A 19051-nucleotide genomic window follows, 5' to 3' on the forward strand; every position below is an offset into this window, starting at 1 on the left:
GCGGCGTCCGCGCCGGTGCACGCCGGTCGGCCCCGCGCACCGTCCGCGCCCCCGCCGGCTCCCCCGGGGGTACGCGCACCGCGTGCCCCGCCCGGGGCGGTGCGCCCCGGGCGGCCCGTCGACCCGGCGGGCTGCTCCGGTTCAGTCGACACGACGGACCGTCCCCTCGCCGACGGCGTACCGGGTGCCGCGCAGGGCCACCGGGACGTCGTCGTCCACCGCACAGGTCACCAGGAGCTGACCGGCCCCGCCGACCAGTTCGGCCAGCCGTTCCCGCCGGCCCGCGTCCAGCTCGGCGAAGACGTCGTCGAGCACCAGCACCGGCTCGATCCCGTCGGCGCGCAGCAGGTCGTACCCGGCCAGCCGCAGCGCCAGCGCGTACGACCAGGACTCGCCGTGGCTGGCGTACCCCTTGGCGGGCAGCGGGCCGAGGGTGAGCACGAGGTCGTCGCGGTGCGGCCCGACCAGCGTGGTGCCCCGCTCGATCTCGGCCGACCGGGACTCGGCCAGCGCGGTGGTCAACGCCTCGGCCAGCACCTCCCGGTCGGTGCCCACCCCGGTCAGCTCCACCGACGGCCGGTACGCGATCCCCGCCGCCCCGGCCCCCGCCGCCACCGCGTCGTACGCCTTCGCCACGTGCGGGGTGAGCGCGGCGACCAGTTCCAGCCGGCCGGCGAGCAGTTCGGCCCCGTGCCGCGCCAGGTGGGCGTCCCAGACCGCCAGGGTCGACAGGTCACCGCCGCGCGACCCGCCCGTCTTGCGGGCCAGGTACGCCGTACGCAGCAGGGCGTTGCGCTGCTTGACCACCCGGTCGTAGTCGGCGCGCACCCCGGCGTACCGGGGCTGCCGGAGCACCAGCAGGTCGTCGAGGTAGCGGCGGCGTTCCGCCGGGTCGCCCCGGACGAGTTCCAGGTCCTCCGGGGCGAACAGCACCAGTCGCAGCGCGCCGATCACGTCCCGGGCCCGCCGGGCCGGGGAGCGCCCGAGCCGGGCCCGGTTGGCCTTTCCGGGGACGATCTCCAGCTCGATCAGCAGTTCCCGGCCGTCGTGCACCACCGCGCAGCGGATCACGGCGGCGGTCGCGCCCAGCCGGACCAGCGGGGCGTCGGTGGCGACCCGGTGCGAGTCCAGGGTCGCCACGTAGCCCAACGCCTCGACCAGGTTGGTCTTGCCGACGCCGTTCGCGCCGGTCAGGACGTTCGGCCCCGGCTCCAGATCGACGCCGACCCGCTCGTACGAGCGGAAGTCGACCAGTTCGAGCCGGCGGACGTACACAGCCTGTGGATGCCGCTCAGCGCTTGTGCACGGCGTGCCCGCCGAACTGCTGGCGCAGCGCGGCGACCGCCTTCATCGCGGGCGAGTCGTCCTGCCGGGAGGAGAACCGGGCGAACAGGGCGGCGGTGATGACGTTGAGCGGGACGGCCAGCCGGATCGCCTCGTCGACCGTCCAGCGTCCCTCGCCGGTGTCGTCGGTGTACCCGGTCAACGTGGCCAGCTGCGGGTCCTCGTCCAACGCCCGGTCGAGCAGGTCGAGCAGCCAGGACTGGACGACCGTGCCCTCCCGCCAGGATTTGATGATCCCCGGCACGTTCGTCACCATCTCGGCGGCGGAGAGCAGCTCGAAACCCTCGGCGTAGGCGTGCATCAGGCCGTACTCGATGCCGTTGTGCACCATCTTGGCGTAGTGGCCGGCGCCGACCGGGCCGGCGTGCACGAAACCGTGGTCGCCCGCCGGCTTCAACGCCTCGAAGATCGGCATCAGGTGTTCGACGTGCTCCTGCGCGCCGCCGACCATCAGCGCGTAGCCGTTCACGTTGCCCCAGACGCCGCCGGAGACGCCGACGTCGACGTACCCGATGCCCCGCTCGGCCAGCCGGGCCGCCCGGGGCGCGTCGTCACTGAACCGCGAGTTACCGCCGTCGATGATGATGTCGCCCTCGCCCAGCACCTCGGCGAGCGCGTCGATCGTCGCGTCGGTGACGGCGGCGGGGACCATCACCCAGACCGCCCGGGGTGACTCCAGCTTGTCGGCCAGCTCGGCGAGGCTCGTGACGTCGCTGCGGTCGGCGTTGCGGTCGTAGCCGACGACCTCCTGGCCGGCGGCGCGCAACCGCTCGCGCATGTTGCCGCCCATCCGGCCGAGTCCTACCAGGCCGAGCTGCATCTGCTCCTACCTCCGTGCGTCCGGGTGCTGCCGGTGCCGATCAGCGGGACACGCGGATCGGCATGATGAGGTACCGGTACCCAGGGATGACCTCGCCATCCTCACCGGCGGGAGAAATCACCGCCGGCTTGAAGGCGTCCACGAAGCGCAGCAGGGCGTACTGGGCCCCCAGGTTGGCCAGGCCGTCGATCAGGTACTGCGGGTTGAACCCGATGGTCAGCGGCTCGCCGGTGAAGGTGGCCTCCATCGCCTCGCTGGCCCGCGCCTCCTCGGTGCCACCGGCCTCGACGACCAGGCCGTCGGAGCTGAAGCTGAGCAGCACCGGGGTGGTCCGCTCGGCGACCAAAGCGACCCGCTTGACCACCTCGATCAGGGTGCTCACCGGCACCCGGGCCTCGGCGTTGCTGGTGGCCGGGAAGAGCGAGCGGACCGGCGGGTAGTTGGCCCCGTCGAGCAGCCGGCTGGTGGTGCGGCGGGTGCCACCGGCGAAGCCGATCATGCCTTCGCCGGCGCCGCCCTGGGACAGGGCCATGGTCACCTGGCCGCCGAGCGGGCCGAGCGCCTTGGCCGTGTCGTTCAGGGTGCGCGCGGGGACCAGGGCGTTGATGCTGATCTCCGGGTCGTCCGGGTTCCACTCCATCTCGCGCAGGGCGAGCCGGTAGCGGTCGGTGGCAAGCATCGCCAGGGTGCCGCCGGAGAGTTCCAGCCGGACGCCGGTCATCATCGGCAGCGTCTCGTCCCGGCCGGCGGCGATGGCCACCTGGCCGACGGCGGCGGCGAAGGCGGCGGCCTCGACGGTGCCGGCGCTCTCCGGCATCTCCGGCAGGGCCGGGTAGTCCTCCACCGGCATGGTGGGCAGGGTGAACCGGGCGCTGCCGCAGACCAGTTCCAGGTGGGCGCCGACCGCGGCGATGTCCACCGGCTTGGCCGGCAGCGCCTTGGTGATCTCGGCGAGCAGCCGGCCGGAGACCAGGGCGGCCCCGTCGGCGTCGCCCTGCACCTCGACGGTCACCTGGCTGGAGACCTCGTAGTCGAAGCCGGAGACCTGGAGGTTGCCGTCGGTGACGCGCAGCATCACCCCGGCGAGCACCGGTACGGACGGCCGGCTGGGCAGGCTCTTCGCGGTCCACGCCACCGCTTCGGCGAGCGCGTCGCGCTCCACTCGGAACTTCATCAATGCCTCCGCGTCGACGTCAGCGACAACTCTCTCATGCCGACCGCTGCCCACCGTCCCGCCCGACCGTGCGGGTACCCATCGCACCTTAGGGCGCGCGGGCATCGGCTGTGCGCCCGACCCCGTGCTTCCGGTGCCGGGGCGACTGCCGACGGCAGCGCTGCGGCCCGATCCACAGGAAGTCCAACGGTGATGATTGGTTTTTGATTCTTCAGAAGAGATAACTCATCGTCTTCATCGCACCTGTGCAAACTGTGGGTAACTCGCGTCGTCGCAGCTCAGACACGTTATCCACCGGTGGGTTCGCTGTGGAGAACCGGGGGGTAAACCCGGGTCGCCCTCCACAGGCACCCGGTGTCCCCAGAGTTGTCCACCGTTGTCCACCGGTTGTCCACCGGTAATCCACCGGGTTTACCCCCAGCGCTGTGGACAACCGGTCGGACCCGGACCGCCGTCGTCCCCAGAACCTTCAACAAGTTGCCCACAGGCCCACCCTCGTCGGTGGACAACGCCGAGGTTGTCCCCAGCCGTCCACAGCACTGTCCCCAGGGTTTGTCCACAGTCTGTGGGTAACCGGCTCCGGACGGAGCGTGGTTATCCACCGGTTGTGGAACAGGGGGTGTGGACAACCGGGTGGTCCTGTGGACGAAGACGACGGCGACATGCCGCCGATCGTGGCCCCTCGACCCGGTCGAGAGGCAACCTCGCCGCGTCCCACCGCCACGCGAACGCCCGGCCGGAGAACCGGCCGGGCGTCGGAGGTACAGCGGGAGTGGCGTACGTCTCAGGTGTTCTGCTTGATCCGGTTGGTCAGCTCGGCGATCTGGTTGTAGAGCGAGCGCCGCTCCGCCATCTGCTGACGGATCTTCCGGTCGGCGTGCATCACGGTGGTGTGGTCCCGCCCGCCGAACGCCTGCCCGATCCGGGGCAGCGACAGGTCGGTCAGCTCCCGGCACAGGTACATCGCCACCTGGCGGGCGTTCACCAGCACCCGGGAGCGCGAGTGCCCGCGCAGGTCCTCCAGGCTCACCCCGAAGTACTCCGAGGTGGAGATCATGATCTGGTCGGCGGTGATCTCCGGCCCGGTGCCGTCGGGGATGAAGTCCCGCAGCACCTCCTCGGCCAGCGACAGCTCGACGTTGGAACGGGTCAGGCTGGCGAACGCGGTGACCCGGATCAGCGCCCCCTCCAGTTCCCGGATCGAGTTCGACACCCGGGAGGCGATGAACTCCAGCACGTCCGGCGGGGCGTACAGCCGCTCCTGGGCGGCCTTCTTCTGCAGGATCGCGATCCGGGTCTCCAGGTCGGGTGGCTGGATGTCGGCGAGCAGCCCCCACTCGAACCGGGTCCGCAGCCGGTCCTCCAGCGTCGCCAGCTGCTTCGGCGACCGGTCGGAGGTGATCACGATCTGCTTGTTCGCGTTGTGCAGCGTGTTGAAGGTGTGGAAGAACTCCTCCTGGGTCCGCTCGCGGTTCTCCAGGAACTGGATGTCGTCGATCAGCAGGATGTCGACGTCGCGGTAGCGGCGCTGGAACGCGCTGGTCTTGTCGTCCCGCAGCGAGTTGATGAAGTCGTTGGTGAACTCCTCGGTCGAGACGTACCGGACCGAGCGGGCGTTGCCGAGCGTCTGGGCGTAGTGCCCGATCGCGTGCAGCAGGTGGGTCTTGCCCAGCCCCGAACTGCCGTAGATGAACAGCGGGTTGTACGCCTTCGCCGGTGACTCGGCCACCGCGACGCTCGCCGCGTGGGCGAACCGGTTGGACGAGCCGATGACGAACGTCTCGAACATGTACTTCGGGTTGAGCCGGTTGCCGCTGGACTCCGTACCGCCGGGGCGTCGGTCACCGGCACCGGGACGGTGGTCGACGCCGGCCCGACCGGGCCCGCTGTCGGTGGCGCCGTCGCGGGCCAGGCCGCGCGGACCCTGCGGGTCACGTGGCGCGCGCCCCTGGTCCCGGTACGCGGGCTCGTAGCCGCGCAGGTCGGCGTCCGGCCCGGGGGGCCGGTGGCGTTCCTCGACACCGTGCCGCTCGGGCACGGGGTGGTGCGGCTGCGGCGGCTCGGCGAAGGCGACGCCGAAGAGGGTGTCCTGGCCGCCGTCCCGGCTCGCCGGGACCCGGGGCGGGCGGTGCCCGTCGCGCTCCGGCGGCCCGGCCGGCGGCGGCTCCTCCCCGGGCTGCTCCGGCGGCCCGGCCTCCCGCTGGTACGGCGGCTCGGGTTCGTCGTAGGCCGGAGGACGGAAGCCGGGATGATCGTCGACGGACGGCCCGGTCACCACCGGGGCGGCCTCCGGTCCGCTGCGGTAGACGGTGCCGGCCGGCCGCCCGGCGGCGTCCTCGGAGATCCGCACGGTGACCGCGACCTGGATCGGCCGACCCAGCCGACGGGTGAGCGCCTCGGTGATGGCCGGCCGCAGCCGGGACTCGATGACGTCCCGGGTGAAGGCGTCCGGTACCGACAGCAGGGCGGTGTCCTCGACGATCGCCCGCAGCCGGGTCAGCCGGAGGTAGGCGCGCTGCTGGGCGGAGATGATCTCGTCGGCGAGTTCGTCCGTCGCCGCGGTCCACACCGCGGCAAGGTCGATCGTTCCGGCCACCGTCGTGCCACCCCCTCGCCTCTGCTCCCGGCCGCCGCTGTGGTCCAGCGGATCGTGCCGGGCCCGCCACCGCGTTCGAGCGGGTGGTACCTCTCACCCACCGGACGGCTGACCGGCCGGCATCCACAAGTTATCCACAGCCTGTGTGTACCGACCGATTGTGGCCGCCCGCCGGACGCGGGTCGGACCTGCCCCCCTTGTCGGGGAGGGCGTTGAAGCGGGTTCACCGTGCCGAACGATTCACTGCCGGGTCCGGTCTTGCGCTCCGAACGACAACCCGGACCTGAAGCTGACCGCAAACGCGCACGGTAACAGCGACGGCGGGCCGCCATCAACCGACACCGCCCCGACGCCCCCGTCGGGATCGGGACGCGACGCCGGACCGGCGGCGGTGCCGACCCCTGGAGCCGCAGCCCAGGGTGGTTTGACGGTCATTGCCCCCCTGCGTAGGCTGGAGGGGCTGCTCTGTCGCCCTCTGCTAGGGTGATGGGTGCTTGCTGTCCGTGGTCGCCGCCTCGCCCGCCGAGGTTCCGTGCCGCCGGGCAGCACCGATCGGAGGCCACCGCCAAGGTGGTCTGGTCCACCAAACGACCCCGGGCGAGCCCGCACCGGGGACGTACGAAAACGGAGAGCCTGACGTGAGCAAGCGCACCTACCAGCCGAACAACCGCCGGCGCGCGAAGACCCACGGCTTCCGGCTGCGCATGCGCACCCGGGCCGGCCGCGCCATCCTGTCGACCCGCCGCGCCAAGGGCCGCGCCCGCCTGTCGGCCTGAGGCCGACCGGTCCGGGGACGTGGACAGTCGTGCTGACGGCCGCACAGCGACTGCGGCGTAGCACCGACTTCGCCGCAGCGGTCCGGGGTGGTCGACGCGTCGGTCGTGGCGCCGTCGTCGTCCACCTGACGCTGCCGGCGACCTCCACACCCGCCGCGACCACACCCCTCGGGACAACCTCGCCGGAGCCGGCGCGGACCACCGACCCGGAGTTGATCTCCGAGTCGAGCCGCGCCGGCTTCGTCGTGTCCAAGGCCGTCGGCCCCGCCGTGGTCCGCAACAAGGTCCGCCGCCGGCTGCGGCACCTGGTCCGCGAGCGGCTGGCCGCCCTGCCCGCCGGCAGCACCCTGGTGGTACGCGCCCTGCCCACCGCGGCCGGGACGCCGTACCCCCGGCTGGCGGGCGACCTGGACGCGGCCATCGCCGCCGCCCGGCAGCCCCGGGGCCGGAGGTCGCGGTGAGCAGCAGCCCGATCGCGCCGCCGCGCCGGAGCATGGGTGCCCGGATGCTCAGTGGCCCTATCATCGCGTACCGTCGTTGGATAAGTCCGGCGTTGCCGGCCCGCTGCCGGTTCTACCCGTCGTGCAGTGCCTACGCCCTGGAGGCGGTGACCCGTCACGGTGCGCTGCGGGGAGCCGGCCTGACGGTCCGGCGGCTGTCGCGCTGCCACCCTTTCCACCCTGGTGGACACGACCCGGTGCCGGAGCCGGGCCGCCGCCGACGCGCCGACGTGACTGGAGTCTGAGAATTGAGTCTCGACTGGATCTACTACGCGATCTCGTGGATCCTGCTGACCTGGCACTCGGCGTGGGACGCCATCGGGGTGCCGGTCGACGCGGTCCTCGGCACCAACTGGTCGTGGATTCTCGCCATCGTCTTCCTGGTGGTCACCGTCCGGGTGATCCTCTTCCCGGTCTTCGTCAAGCAGATCAAGTCCCAGCGGGCGATGCAGGCGCTCCAGCCGAAGGTCAAGGAGCTCCAGGAGAAGCACAAGGGTGACCGGGAGACGCTCCAGAAGGAGATGATGGAGCTCTACCGGAAGGAAAAGGCCAACCCGCTGATGGGCTGCCTTCCGATGTTCCTCCAGATCCCGGTCTTCCTGGGCCTGTTCCACGTGCTGCGCCGGCTCGACCCGGCCAAGGAGGCCAAGAGCCTCTACGGCTGGACGGCGGCCCAGTTCGACAGCGCCTCCAGCGCCACGATCTTCACCGCCCCGATCGCCGGCAAGTTCGGCTCCACCGCCGACGAACTGGCCCGGCTCGGCGCGAACGGCACCACCGTGAAGGTGATCGCCGGCATCCTCGTCCTGGTCATGATGGGCACCACCTACCTGACCAGCCGCCAGATGATCCTCAAGACCGGCTGGGCCGAGGACCCGCAGCAGCGGATGGTGCAGCGGCTGATGCTCTACGGCATCCCGCTCTCCCTGCTGATCTCCGGTTCGATCTTCCCGATCGGTGTGATCATCTACTGGGTCACCAACAACCTGTTCACCCTCGGCCAGCAGCAGTGGGTGCTCCGCAAGTTCCCGCCGCTGGTGACCAACAAGGGGGTCGCCGGCAACAAGGCGACGACCCCGGGTGGCCGCAGCCCGGTGCAGCCGGCGAAGTCCGGTGGTTTCCTCAACCGGAACAAGCCCGTCGCGCAGGTGCCGGCCAAGCCGGCCGCGCCGAAGGTCGCCGGGCCGAAGCCCGGTGCCAAGCCGGTCAACCCGAAGAAGGGCCCGGCCAAGCGCCAGGGCTGAGTCGCCGGGCTGCCGTCGGCACGACCGACGGCAGCCTCCGGTACCGCGCAGCCGCCGTGACAGGCCGGCGCCGGGCCGGACCCGCCGCGCCCGACGCGGCGCGGACTGCCCCTACCAGACGTGCCCGTGCCGAGCCGGCCCCTTCCGCCGGCCGCCCCGGGAGACCAACGGACCCGACGGTCCGGCCGAGCTAGTACGGAGATGACACCGTGACCGACACCAGCATCCCCAGCGCGGACGCCTCGCTCGACGAGGAGACCGTTCCGACCGCCGCGACCGGTGAGGGTGAGCCCGCCGACGGCGGCAGGGAGAAGAAGTCCGCCGGCGAGGGCGAGCTGTTCGCCCAGAGCGAGATCGCCGCCGACTACATCGAGGGCCTGCTCGACATCCTCGACTACGACGGCGACATCGACGAGTTGGTCTCCGGTGGCCGTCCGGTCGTCGAGGTGGTCGGTGGCCGGTTGCAGAACCTGGTCGGCCAGCGGGGTGCCACCCTGGAGGCGCTCCAGGAACTGGCCCGGCTGGCCGTGTTCCGGCAGACCGGTTCCCCGAGCCGGCTCCTGCTCGACGTGGGCGGCTACCGCGCCACCCGACGCAAGGAACTCGCCGCCGTCGCCAAGAACGCGGTGGAGAAGGTCAAGGAGCACGGCGAGCCGGTCCGGCTGGAGCCGATGTCGGCCTTCGAGCGCAAGTGCGTACACGACGTGGTCAACGCGATGAGCGGCGTGGAGAGCGAGTCCGAGGGTGTCGAGCCGACCCGACGCATCGTCGTCCGGCCGGCGGACTGAACTGGTGCCCACCGACGACGTCACGACCGATACCGCTGCCGGCCCGGGTGGAACGCCACCCGGGCCGTCGCCCGAGCGGCCCGTACCCTCGCCGCAGGACGCCGCGCTCCCGACCGAACTGGCCGACGCCGCGCGGACGCTCTTCGGTGACCGGCTCGACCTGGCCGTCCGCTACGCCGAACTGCTCGCCACCGACGGGGTGGTACGCGGCCTGATCGGCCCCCGCGAGGCACCCCGGATCTGGGACCGGCACCTGCTCAACTGCGCGGCCGTCGCCGAGCTTCTCCCCGAGGGCGCCAGCGTGATCGACGTCGGCTCCGGCGCCGGCCTGCCCGGGGTGGTGCTGGCGATCGCCCGTCCGGACCTGAACGTCGTACTGGTCGAGCCGCTGGCCCGGCGTACCTCGTTCCTCGTCGAGGCGGTGGAGCGGCTCGGACTGGCCAGGACCGTCCGGGTGTTCCGGGGCCGGGCCGACGAGGCGGCCACCGGGGCTAACGGTGTCGGCCCGTTCACCGCCGACGTGGTCACCGCCCGCGCGGTGGCACCGCTGGACCGGCTCGCCACCTGGAGCCTGCCGTTGATCGTCCCCGGTGGACGGCTGATCGCCCTCAAGGGGGCCTCCGCGGCGGACGAGATCGTCGAACACGCCGGGGCGGTCGCCGCGCTGGGCGGAGGCGAGCCGACGGTACGACTCTGCGGAGCCGACCTCCTCGACCCGCCCACCACCGTAGTGGAGATCGTCCGGGAGCGGGTGGTCCGCGCCCCGGGCACGAAGAAGGCACCGAAGCGGTCGCGTGGAGGCCGCAAGCGCGTCCGCTGAACCCTGACCTGTCGGTGCGGAGCGACACCCGGCGTCGCGGGCTGCCCGACGGCGCGGAACCACCCGGCCGTCCGATAACGGAGATGGACCCGCCGCGCCCGTCCCCCGTAGGCTGACCGCGCGTCGATAGTGTGGGGCGGGCGGATGTTCGGGTGCACCGGGTACCGATCGCCCCCGCCGGGCCGTACGCCCTGCGGTGCGAGCGCGTGTACGGCAAGCGAGACGGGGTGCGGACCGACCATCCGGAGCGGGTAGGGATGACAGGTGCATGACGACGGCAGGTACGACGACCCACGGGTGAACCGGCCCGAGGGGCCGGGCTCAGGCGTGGACCCTGTTTCACGTGAAACCGACCATCAGCAGGGCTGGACGACCGGCGGGCAGCCCACGATCCGTCCACCGGAGCACGATCCCGGGGTACGCCGGGAGCCGCCAGCGGTGGGTGCCGCCCGTCCGGTGCCCGAGTCGTACGTGCCACCGCCCGCCGTGCCGTCCGGGCCCGACGGTCGACCGGTCAACGCCCCGGACGACCGGGCGACCACCTCGGTACGACGGAACGCGGGGGTGCCCTCGCGCTTCGAGACACCGGTGCACGGCAACACGCCACCGGTACCCGTACAGCCCCATCCCGGCGCGGTGCCCGATGCCGTGACCGTGACCGGCACCCCCGGTCCCGGGGCCGTCGATGCGGCGCAGGCCGCGTACGTTTCACGTGAAACCCCGACGCGCGAAGAGGATGATCCACCGTTGGCTATGGAGGCGATGCGCGCCGTGCAGATCCTTAATCCGAGTGGCGAGGTGACCATGCCCCGTCCCGAGCGGACCCGGGTGATGTGCGTTGCCAATCAGAAGGGCGGCGTGGGTAAGACCACGACCACGGTGAACCTGGCGGTGGCCCTGGCCCTGCACGGGAACCGGGTGCTGGTGGTCGACCTCGACCCGCAGGGCAACGCTTCCACCGGGTTGAACGTCCCGCACCACACGGGTGTGCCGGATGTCTACGACTGCCTGATCGACAGCGTGCCGCTGGCCGAGGTCGCCCAGGAGGTGGAGGGCATCCCCAACCTGTGGTGTGTGCCGGCGACCATCGACCTGGCCGGTGCCGAGATCGAACTGGTCTCGGTGGTCGCCCGGGAGTCCCGGCTGAACCGGGCCATCGAGGCGTACCCGGGGCACTTCGACTACGTGTTCATCGACTGCCCGCCCTCTCTCGGCCTGTTGACGGTCAACGCTCTGGTGGCCGCCCAGGAGGTGCTGATCCCGATCCAGTGCGAGTACTACGCGCTGGAGGGGCTGAACCAGTTGATAAACAACATCAACCTGGTACGCCAGCACCTGAACCCGAAGCTGGCGGTCTCCACGATCCTGCTCACCATGTACGACCGCCGTACCCGGCTGGCCGACGCGGTGGAACAGGACGTCCGCAACCACTTCGGTGACAAGGTCCTCCAGGCCGTCATCCCCCGCAACGTCCGCGTGTCGGAGGCCCCGAGCTACGGGCAGTCCGTGATGACCTACGATCCCGGATCGCGGGGGGCCACGAGTTACTTCGAGGCCGCCCAGGAAATCGCCGAGCGCGGTGCCAAGGAGCCGGTGAGCCGGAATGCGTAGTGCGGACGAGTCGCTGGGAGGCGTCGTATGAAGAACCGTCCCCGGGGCGGTCTGGGTAGAGGGCTCGGTGCGCTGATCCCGACCGGGCCTGTGCAGGAGAGCAGCAGTACGGCCACGGCCACCATGCCCGTGGAGGTCGACCCGGCGCGTCCGGTGATCGAAACGTCCGCCGATCCCGTGAGCCCGGCCCCGTCGATGCCCACCCCGACGGCCAGCGCACCGCCGCAGCCCGAGGAACCCCAACTCAGCCCGGTGCCCGGTGCGCGCTTCGCGGAGATCTCCGTCGACGCGATCGTGCCGAACCCCAAGCAACCCCGGCACGTCTTCGACGAAGAGGCGTTGGAGGAGCTGAAGACGTCCATCCAGGAGGTCGGCTTCCTCCAGCCGATCGTCGTGCGTCAGCTCGATGGCGAGAAGTACGAACTCGTCATGGGCGAGCGGCGCTGGCGTGCCGCCCAGGCGGTCGGCCGGGAGAGCATTCCGGCGATCGTCCGGGAAACCAAGGACGACGCGATGCTCCGGGACGCGCTCCTGGAGAACATCCACCGGGCCAACCTCAACCCGCTGGAAGAGGCTGCCGCGTACCAGCAACTGCTGGAGGAGTTCGGTGCCACCCACGAGGAACTGGCCCGCCGGATCGGACGCAGCCGGCCGCAGATCTCGAACACGATCCGGCTGCTGAACCTGCCCCCACAGGTCCAGCGTCGGGTGGCTGCCGGTGTGCTGTCGGCCGGCCACGCCCGTGCGCTGCTCAGCCTCGACGAATCGGAGGCACAGGAACAGCTCGCCCTCCGCATCGTCGCCGAAGGACTCTCCGTACGGGCCACCGAGGAGATCGTGGCCCTGGCGCTCAGCGACGGCCCCACGAAGACGCCGGCTGCCAAGCGTCGGGCCAAGCCGCACGCGCCCGCGCTGACCGATCTGGCCGACCGGCTCTCCGACCGGTTCGACACCCGGGTGAAGGTGGACATCGGTCGGAGCAAGGGAAAGATCACGATCGAGTTCGCCACGGTGGACGATCTGGAACGGATCGTCGGCATCATCGGCGTCGGCGAGGAAGAACAGGCAGAACCCGAGGACTGAGGTCGTTCGGCTACCGAGCCTTGTAATCCTGCGCGGGCCCGTCCGCCCGTCTCTGCCGTAGTCGTCGTTTCCGGCCGCGTACCCGCTCGGGTACGCGGCCGATTGCTTGTCCGATGGAGCTGTCGAGCGAGGCGGCTGGGCTCCGGCGGCCGGGCTGTCCACGGAGGGCACGAGACCCGGCGGGCGGCGGCTGAGGACATGGTGGGCCCTCCAACGCCCCCGGTGATCCGTCGGATGGTGGGCCAGCCGGACGACGGGACTTCCGTCGGACGGGACACCGGCGCTGTCCGCCTGCGCGGTGAGTAGATGTTCTCTCGGGGGAAGTCCACGCCGGGGGCGTTGGGCTCGGCTGCGTCCGGGGCGTGGTGGCCCTGGCGGCGACTGCCTACAAAGTCACCCTGAGGGGACCGGTTTCACGTGAAACCGGGGGCGCTGCGGCGGCGTTCGGCCCGCCGCCTCCATGGGGTAAGGCATGCCCCCGGGAAGGGACCACCCGGAGCCGATCGGAGCCGTCGGGCCCGAGAGGCGAGAGGTCCGATTCGGTGCTTCCGGCACCAGTGGAATTCGGTGCCGGGGTGACTGGTGCCGGAGCGGTGAGACGAGGCGGATAGGGCCAAACAAGGTCTGCAACTGCCCGGTCCGCCCAGCCGTAGCCTCGTCTCCCGCGCCGACCGGCTGGTCGTGCGGCCTGCGGTGAGTCTCGCCTCACCCACTACCTGAGCGGTTGAGCCTTGCGAGGGCCGGGCCGAGTTCGGCGGGACGCTGAAAGTGAAAACTGCTACGTAGAGATCAGTTCGCCGTCGGGGGTGTCGTGCTGGCCGCTCAGATCGCCTGGGTCACGGTGAACGCCGCGATCCACAAGTGGGTGCGTCCGGAAGGCGTAGAGGCCGGCACGGTTGATCTGAGGGGCCCCAGCGGGCGGCCACGCCCGAGGGGCGTCGAGGAGGCGACCGGAAGTGTCCGCCGCCGCACCGTTTCACGTGGAACAGAGAGCCACTCGGGGTGCATGATCGCCCGCCGCCCGCCGCCCGCCGCCCGCCGCCCGGGGTCGGTCGACGCGACCTTCGCACGCGCCTCTGGTCAACACCCGCGCCACCGCTCACCCACCTGAGGGCCGGGAGTGCTTCCCGCGCCCGACCGCCGACCTGTCGACCATCCGCGGTGTTGCCCACTACGTCTCCCGAGCGGTCCGACCGGCCCTGCCTTCGGGACTGCCTCACCGCTGATTGCGAGCCGCAACCGACGCCGGTGCGGAAGCCCACGGCAGCGGCAAGCCCACACGGCTGACGTCGAAACCGCCAAGGGGCGGGTGGTGCTCATGGTGGCCAACCGCGCCGCCGAGGACACCGCCGAGGACACAACGTCAGCCCTTCCACGAGCCCCGGCCGCACAACCCGGGTCCTGTTTCACGTGAAACCCGCCGACCGGGTCACCGCAGCCTCGGCGCCCCCACGCCACCCCGTCATAGAGAGCGAAGCGGTGGCGTGGTGTAGGTCGCTCCCCACCGGGAGCACCTCTTGACCGTCCGCCACTCGTGCACAGGGGCCGGATCCGGCCCGGTAGCGGACCCCTGAGACCGACGATCTCCGGCACCCGCCGAGGAAAAACGGCGGTCACCCAGCAGCCCGGCGGAGCCCTCGATCGTTGAGGAAAACGGACCCCTGGTTCCTGTGAACAGTGCTGTGGATGAAGCGCCAGAGTTATCCACAGAAGTTTTCCACAGGCCGCACCCGTTTCACGTGAAACAGCGCGTCAGAACCCTCTCCAGCCTGTGGATGACGGGGTGTGGTGGTGATCTCATCAGCCTGTGGACAACCGTCGTGGCGTCCCTCCGCGCGCGCCTGTCGACCGCCTTCCGTTGGCCGAAATCCCCTCATGATCAGCGGCGTTCGGGGTAGGGACAGCGGTCCTCGTCTCGGTTAGGGTCAGCGTCGTGCACGACACCCCTCCCCCCTCAGTTCCGGACTTCACCCAGTGGCCGTCGTTTCCCTTCGAAGGTGACCTCCGGGTCAAGCAGCTCGACGAGCCGGTAGCGGTCGAGCCTCCCCGCAAGGGCGAAGGGCTCCGGGAGTGCATCGCCTGCAACGCGCCGGACGACGCGTACATCTGGGTGGGTGAGCGCTGGCGGGTACGGGCGATGGACCGTCCCACCGGCCTGCCGATGGTGCTCATCCTGGAGTCGCGGTCCCACCTCGACCTGGGCGACCTGCCCAACCTGCTCGCCGCCGAACTCGGGGTGATGACCGTCCGGCTGGAGCGCGCCATCCGCTCGCTGGACGGCGTCGCCCGGGTGCACGTGAACCGGTGGGGCGACGGGTCCGCCCATCTGCACATGTGGTTCCTGGCCCGGCCGTACGGTCGGCTCCAGCTGCGCGGCACGTTCCTGTCGCTCTGGGATTCGATCCTGCCTCCAATCTCGGAATCCCAGTGGCGGGAAAACCTCGCGCACGTCGCGGCCTGGCTGGCCGAGTTCGGTGGACGCCCGCTCGCCGAGCCGCCGCGCATCCAGTGGCAGACGCCCTCCAGCATCGCCGCGCAGTCGTCGGCCGAGGCCGCTGCGGCAGCCGCCGAGGAAGCCGTGTCGGTGATCGAGTCGGAGGAGGAAACCCCGCTCCCGCTCCCGGTCACGGAGAACGAGGCCGGCCCGGACCTGCCCACACCGCCCGGAGTGCCGGCCGACGCCGCAGCGGAGGACACCGCGACGGGGAAGGCTACGGCGGAGACGCCGAGCAGCCGCACGCCGGGCGACGACGGCACGCCGGGCGACGGCCTCGACCCGGAAACCGATCGGGACGCCGACGGTCAACCTGCCGGGGCCGCAGCCCACCCGGAAAGCCCGGCAGGGAACCCCGGCACCGATCCGGCCACGAGCGGCCCCGACGATGACGCCGCCGGGACCACCGCGACCGACGACCCGGCCGGAACCGGGCAGGACAGCGGCGACACCGTCACCCCGGACACCGTCCGACGCTGACCGGGCGCCGGCCGCGAGCCGGGAACAGCGGTGGGTCAGGAGCGGCGGGCGGCGGCCCGACCGACCAGCGTGCCGAGGACCCGACCGAGGTCCAGCCCGGCCGCCTGGACCGCCAACGGCAGCAACGACGTCTCCGTCATGCCGGGCGAGACGTTGACCTCCAGCACGTGGGGCTGGCCGTCCCCGTCGACGATCAGGTCGACGCGGGACAGGTCACGCAGCCCGAGCGCGGTGTGCGCCGCCAACGCCACCTCGGCCACCGCACCGGCCACGGCCGGATCGAGCCGGGCCGGCGCGTGCCAGGTGGTACGGCCGGCGGTGTAACGGGCGGCGTAGTCGTACACGCCGTTGCGGGGGACGATCTCCACCGGCGGCAGCGCCTGCGGGCCGTCGCCCAGGTCGAGCACGGACACCGCGACGTCCATGCCGGCCACGTACCGCTCGACCAGCGCCGTCGAGTCGTACGCGAAGCAGCCGACCATCGCGGCCGGGAGGGCGGCGGCGTCCTTGACCACGGCGGCGCCGAGGCCCGAACCGCCCTGCGTCGGCTTGACCATCAGCGGCAGCCCGAGCCGGTCCACGATCCGGTCGAGCACCGCCACCGCGCCCAGCTCGGAGAAACGGTCGTGCGGCAGGGCCACCCAGTCGGGGGTGGGGATGCCGTTCTCCCGCAGCACCGCCTTGGCCGACGGCTTGTCCCAGGCCAGCCGGGCGGCCCGCGCGTCACAACCGACGTAGGGCGCGTCGCAGAGGTCGAGCACGCCGCGCAGCGAACCGTCCTCGCCGGTCGCGCCGTGCAGGGCGATCACCACCGCGTCGGGCGGGTCGGCGGCCAGCGCGGGCAGCAGCGCCACGTCGGCGTCCCGCAGCTCCGCCTCCACCCCGGCGCTGCGCAACGCGTCGAGGACCCGCCGGCCGGACCGCAGGGAGACGTCCCGCTCGTAGGACAGGCCACCGGCGAGCACGAGCACGTGCAGGTCGGCGGCGGTGGAACCGGTCACGAGGGAGCGCTCGACGGGGGTGGCAGCCATGCCGGAATCATGCCAAGTCGGGGCCGGGGACGTCCGGACCACCCCGTCGGCTGCCGGTCGGGGTGACCGCCCCGAAGACCTGCCGCATGGCCAACTCCTGCTCCATCACCCGGGCCAGCCGGCGCACCCCCTCGCGGATCCGCTCCGGGGTGGGGAAGGAGAAGTTGAGCCGCATGTTGCCGGTGCCGGTGCCGTCGGCGTAGAAACCGGTGCCCGGCACGTAGGCGACCCGGGCGGCGATCGAACGCGGCACCATCGCCTTGGCGTCCAGCCCGTCGGGCAGACTGGCCCAGACGAACAGCCCGCCGGTGGGCCTGGTCCAGGTGGTGCCCTCGGGCATCTGGTCGTGCAGCGCGCCGAGCAGCGCGTCCCGCCGCTCCCGGTAGATTTCCCGGTAGACCTTGAGCTGTTCGCGCCAGGGCATCGTCGACAGGTACGTCGAGACGGCGGCCTGCGCGAAGGCGCTGGGGCAGAGGATCTGCGCCTCGCTGGCGATGACCAGCTTGTCGCGGACGGCGTGCGGGGCGAGGATCCAGCCCACCCGCAGCCCGGGGGCGAAGGTCTTGGAGAAGGTACTCAGGTAGAACACCCCGTCGCGGCGGCGGGCCCGCAGCGGCGCGGGCGCATCGCCCTCGAAACCCAGCTGGCCGTACGGGTCGTCCTCGACCACCAGCAGGCCGGCCCGCTCGCAGATGTCGAGCACCCGTTCCCGCCGCTCGTCGCTGAGCGTCACGCCGGCCGGGTTCTGGTAGGTGGGGATGGTGTAGAGGAACTTCACCCGCCGGCCGGCGCGGGCCTGGTCGGCGATGGCCACCTCCAGGGCCTCCGGGATCAGCCCGTCGTCGTCCATCGGCACGTGCACGACCTGGGCCTGGGCGGCCTGGAACACCCCGAGTGCGCCGACGTACGTCGGGCCCTCGGCGAGCACCACGTCACCCGGGTCGAGGAAGAGCCGGGCCACCAGGTCGAGCGCCTGCTGCCCGCCGACGGTGACCACCACGTCGTCGGGGGAGGCGCCGCAGGAGGCGTCGATGCCGGAGAGCGCCATCACCTCGCAGATCCGTTCGCGCAGCTCCAGGCTGCCCTGGCCGATGCCGTACTGAAGGGTCGTTGAGCCGTGCTCGGCGCCGAGCCGGCCGAGCATCTCGCCGACTGCGTCGAGCGGCAGCGCGGCGATGTAGGGTGCGCCACCGGCGAGCGAGACGACCTCCGGCCGGCTGGCGACCGCGAAGAGGGCCCGGATCTCCGAGGCGGTCATGCCCCGGACCCGCCGGGCGTACCGGTCGGTGTAGTCGTCGAGCGTCGTTCCGGTCATGACATCACCTCGATCGGGTGTCGGTCGGGCTCCCGCCCGCTGGGGTACCCGCGGTGCCGGCGACCATGGCGGCGCGGGACGCCGGTCGGCCGATCGTAGTCCCCGCTCGGCAGGTCGTCGGTCACGATCCGGGTCGGGTCCACATCCCGGACGCCCCGTCCCCGTCCCGGGTGGCCATTCGCGCGTCCCCTCCCGTACGGTCGGCAGGCGGCGTACGATCGCTCGTCGGGGACGCAGCGGGCGATGCTGCCGCCGCGGGCTGGTCTCGCCTCCGAGCCTAAGTGTGGGGATGCTCTGATGTCGCGACGTCTGGTCAGTCTGACCCTCGACACCCTGGAAGACCTGCCTCGCCCCTGCCGGCAGTGCGTCTACTGGGAGCTGGACCCGGTCTCCGCCGAGCGGGCCTGCGCGAACGGCGACCCGGGGCTGGAGAAGGAGGCGTGGGTCTCCCAGACGCTGCTGGAGTGGGGTTCCTGCGGCAAGCTGGCGTACGTCGACGGGATGCCCGCCGGGTTCGTGATGTACGCGCCGCCGGCCTACGTACCCCGGTCGATGGCGTTTCCGACCTCGCCGGTCTCGGCGGACGCCGCGCTGCTGATGACCGCCAACGTGGTGCCCGCCTTCGCCGGGGGCGGACTGGGCCGGATGCTGGTGCAGGGGGTCGCCCGCGACCTGACGAAGCGGGGCATCAAGGCGATCGAGGCGTTCGGCGACGCGAAGTTCGGTGACGAGCCGGACGACACCCGGGCCTGTGTCGCCCCGACCGACTTCTTCCTCTCGGTGGGCTTCAAGACGGTCCGCCCGCACCCCCGCTACCCGCGCCTGCGCCTGGAGCTGCGTACCGCGCTGAGCTGGAAGTCCGACGTCGAGTACGCGCTGGAGAAGCTGCTCGGCTCGATGAGCCCGGAGAGTCTGCTGCGGCCGGTGCGCCCCGCCCCGGCCACCCGCTCCAGCGCCGGCTGAGCGGTCCGCCGA

Annotated in this window: 15 protein-coding genes and 1 pseudogene; 10 read left to right on the forward strand and 6 right to left on the reverse strand. The window is 71.8% G+C overall.

Annotation, left to right across the window (positions count from 1 at the left end; all coding sequences use genetic code 11):
* Window positions 1-141: 141 nt before the first annotated feature.
* The 4 genes from recF to dnaA form a co-directional block, all read right to left on the reverse strand.
* Window positions 142-1275 (reverse strand): DNA replication/repair protein RecF, encoded by a 1134-nt coding sequence (gene recF, locus H1A17_RS20960; RefSeq protein ID WP_145917176.1) that lies wholly within the window; start codon window positions 1273-1275, stop codon window positions 142-144.
* A 16-nt stretch (window positions 1276-1291) separates the two neighbouring features.
* Window positions 1292-2164 carry a phosphogluconate dehydrogenase (NAD(+)-dependent, decarboxylating) gene (gnd, locus tag H1A17_RS20965; protein ID WP_145917175.1) on the reverse strand — a complete coding sequence of 291 codons (873 nt, stop codon included), beginning with the start codon at window positions 2162-2164 and terminating at the stop codon, window positions 1292-1294.
* Between the two features lie 40 nt (window positions 2165-2204).
* Window positions 2205-3338 (reverse strand): DNA polymerase III subunit beta, encoded by a 1134-nt coding sequence (gene dnaN, locus H1A17_RS20970; protein ID WP_194822711.1) that lies wholly within the window; start codon window positions 3336-3338, stop codon window positions 2205-2207.
* Window positions 3339-4122: 784 nt separating this feature from the next.
* On the reverse strand, window positions 4123-5934 hold the full coding sequence (dnaA, locus tag H1A17_RS20975) for a chromosomal replication initiator protein DnaA (protein WP_194822712.1): 1812 nt from the start codon (window positions 5932-5934) through the stop codon (window positions 4123-4125).
* A gap of 638 nt (window positions 5935-6572) precedes the next feature.
* On the opposite strand from dnaA, the gene rpmH reads away from it, so the two are divergent.
* The 9 genes and pseudogenes from rpmH to H1A17_RS21020 all read left to right on the forward strand — a co-directional run bounded on the left by rpmH (window position 6573) and on the right by H1A17_RS21020 (window position 15730).
* Window positions 6573-6710: a 50S ribosomal protein L34 gene (rpmH, locus tag H1A17_RS20980; protein WP_007073824.1), complete on the forward strand. Its 138-nt coding sequence runs from the start codon at window positions 6573-6575 to the stop codon at window positions 6708-6710.
* Window positions 6711-6739: 29 nt separating this feature from the next.
* Entirely contained in the window at window positions 6740-7171 is a 432-nt protein-coding gene (gene rnpA / locus H1A17_RS20985) for a ribonuclease P protein component (RefSeq protein WP_088643662.1), read from the forward strand.
* Window positions 7172-7215: 44 nt separating this feature from the next.
* On the forward strand, window positions 7216-7455 hold the full coding sequence (yidD, locus tag H1A17_RS20990) for a membrane protein insertion efficiency factor YidD (protein ID WP_204925644.1): 240 nt from the start codon (window positions 7216-7218) through the stop codon (window positions 7453-7455).
* 3 nt (window positions 7456-7458) lie between these two features.
* On the forward strand, window positions 7459-8454 hold the full coding sequence (gene yidC, locus H1A17_RS20995; protein WP_145922478.1) for a membrane protein insertase YidC: 996 nt from the start codon (window positions 7459-7461) through the stop codon (window positions 8452-8454).
* Between the two features lie 209 nt (window positions 8455-8663).
* Window positions 8664-9242 (forward strand): R3H domain-containing nucleic acid-binding protein, encoded by a 579-nt coding sequence (locus H1A17_RS21000; protein ID WP_145922477.1) that lies wholly within the window; start codon window positions 8664-8666, stop codon window positions 9240-9242.
* Window positions 9243-9360: 118 nt separating this feature from the next.
* Window positions 9361-10062 carry a 16S rRNA (guanine(527)-N(7))-methyltransferase RsmG gene (rsmG, locus tag H1A17_RS21005; protein WP_228543954.1) on the forward strand — a complete coding sequence of 234 codons (702 nt, stop codon included), beginning with the start codon at window positions 9361-9363 and terminating at the stop codon, window positions 10060-10062.
* A 264-nt stretch (window positions 10063-10326) separates the two neighbouring features.
* Window positions 10327-11673 carry an AAA family ATPase gene (locus tag H1A17_RS21010; RefSeq protein WP_375372825.1) on the forward strand — a complete coding sequence of 449 codons (1347 nt, stop codon included), beginning with the start codon at window positions 10327-10329 and terminating at the stop codon, window positions 11671-11673.
* Window positions 11674-11910: 237 nt separating this feature from the next.
* Window positions 11911-12756: pseudogene (locus H1A17_RS21015) on the forward strand (ParB/RepB/Spo0J family partition protein); the annotation flags it as partial.
* Between the two features lie 1933 nt (window positions 12757-14689).
* Entirely contained in the window at window positions 14690-15730 is a 1041-nt protein-coding gene (locus H1A17_RS21020) for a hypothetical protein (RefSeq protein ID WP_309236827.1), read from the forward strand.
* 35 nt (window positions 15731-15765) lie between these two features.
* Here H1A17_RS21020 and H1A17_RS21025 read toward each other — a convergent pair whose 3' ends face one another.
* Window positions 15766-16761, reverse strand: coding sequence for a D-alanine--D-alanine ligase (locus H1A17_RS21025; RefSeq protein WP_145922473.1), 996 nt, complete (start codon window positions 16759-16761; stop codon window positions 15766-15768).
* Window positions 16762-16768: 7 nt separating this feature from the next.
* On the reverse strand, window positions 16769-18076 hold the full coding sequence (locus tag H1A17_RS21030) for a PLP-dependent aminotransferase family protein (protein WP_145922472.1): 1308 nt from the start codon (window positions 18074-18076) through the stop codon (window positions 16769-16771).
* Window positions 18077-18373: 297 nt separating this feature from the next.
* Here H1A17_RS21030 and H1A17_RS21035 point away from each other — a divergent pair, with 297 nt between their 5' ends.
* On the forward strand, window positions 18374-19039 hold the full coding sequence (locus H1A17_RS21035; protein WP_088643653.1) for a GNAT family N-acetyltransferase: 666 nt from the start codon (window positions 18374-18376) through the stop codon (window positions 19037-19039).
* The last annotated feature ends 12 nt before the right edge of the window (window positions 19040-19051 follow it).

The organism is Micromonospora sp. S-DT3-3-22 (genome assembly GCF_015354745.1).
GTDB lineage: Bacteria > Actinomycetota > Actinomycetes > Mycobacteriales > Micromonosporaceae > Micromonospora > Micromonospora wenchangensis.